Origin of the sequence: Streptomyces sp. ADI95-17 (assembly GCF_003846175.1) — a bacterium.
In the GTDB taxonomy this organism is placed as follows: domain Bacteria; phylum Actinomycetota; class Actinomycetes; order Streptomycetales; family Streptomycetaceae; genus Streptomyces; species Streptomyces sanglieri.
This window is the reverse complement of sequence record NZ_ML123057.1, coordinates 63,523-64,763: the sequence shown is the minus strand read 5'-3', so window position 1 is coordinate 64,763 and position 1,241 is coordinate 63,523. Positions and strand designations below refer to the sequence as shown.

Here is a 1,241-nt window from a genome sequence, read left to right as displayed (position 1 = left end):
CCCCTACCGCAGGTAGCCCACGATCAGCACATGCCCCCGGAACAGCGTCACCGGGCCGGGATCGGCTGAGTGAGGTTCACCGGATTGCCGTCGGGGTCCTGGATGTGGGCGACCCGCTGTCCCCACGGCATGTCGTTGGGGCCGCCGCGGACCGAGCCGCCCAGCGCCTCCACCCGGCCGAGCGTCTCGTCGACGTCGTCGACACCGATGCTGAGCAGGATCCGCGACGCCGCCCCAGTCCCCGGGTTCGCCTTGGCCACCAGTCCGAGGTCGGTGTCGCCGATGCGCAAGCCGAGGTAGAAGGACGGGCCTTCCGCCGGTACCCGGAAGATCTCCTCAGCGCCGAACAATTTCGTATAGAAGCCGAGCAGAACGTCCTGGTCGGCAGTCACGATCACTGGCTGGATGGTGGACATGGCACTCCTGTCGAGAACGGTCGTGTCGCTGGGTAGACCGTTTGAGGACGGTGAACTCATCGGCAAAACCACCCCGCCGGACGATCTACAACACAGACTGCCGCCCACAACCAGCACGAGCACCCCGAAACCAGGTCACGCCACCCCGCTGACCAGCCACTTCAAGATGGCGGAGCTTCAGTACATCCGAGAGACGATTCCCGACTTCCCGCCGGAGAAGGTGCCCGGCGTCGACGTTGAGGAAAGGCACCGGGGTACCCGCCAAGAGGCGGGTACCCCGGTGTATTCAGTTTGTCCTTGCTCCTGGTCTTCTGCGGATCCGGCGTATCGCGTCGACGACGAACGAGGCGGAGCCCACCGAGAAGATGATGGCAAGTACGGTGTCGTGCTGGATGGCGAGAGCGACGACCAGAGTGGCCGTGACAGCTGCAGCCACGACTTCGGCGGTCAACGCCAGACGATGTCTCGCTCTCTCAGTTGGTTGTCTCAACACCGGCGTGTCCAGATGGTCGGGGGAATGGGAATGTAGCTGGACCCAAAGCGTGTCACGCCAGAGACGACGGTCGTGCACTTGCCCCGAGCCACCGCGTACCCGGCGACAAACCCGAAGTACCAGAGGTATCCACGGACCGCCACGATGGCGTACTTCCAGGCCCCGGGGATCCATTTGATGTCCTTGGCCCAGCTGATGAATCCGATGGCGCCGCCGATGCCGGCGGCTACCCAGCGGGTCTCCGACTTGTTGAGGTCCATCCTGATGAAGTACGTCGAAGACCACCAGGGGTGCTGTCACGTTGTTGGGTTGCATGTGCCTGACGGTGCGTT

At 64.0% G+C, this 1,241-nt stretch carries 3 protein-coding genes; all 3 read right to left on the bottom strand.

Annotated features, from left to right (window positions below; translation table 11 throughout):
* Positions 1–47: 47 nt before the first annotated feature.
* On the bottom strand, positions 48–416 hold the full coding sequence (locus EES42_RS43385; protein WP_124723696.1) for a VOC family protein: 369 nt from the start codon (positions 414–416) through the stop codon (positions 48–50).
* A 286-nt stretch (positions 417–702) separates the two neighbouring features.
* Positions 703–852, bottom strand: a complete 150-nt coding sequence (locus EES42_RS45470) for a hypothetical protein (RefSeq protein ID WP_164495587.1) — start codon at positions 850–852, stop codon at positions 703–705.
* A 50-nt stretch (positions 853–902) separates the two neighbouring features.
* Positions 903–1,169 (bottom strand): hypothetical protein, encoded by a 267-nt coding sequence (locus tag EES42_RS43380; protein ID WP_124723695.1) that lies wholly within the window; start codon positions 1,167–1,169, stop codon positions 903–905.
* Between the last annotated feature and the right edge of the window lie 72 nt (positions 1,170–1,241).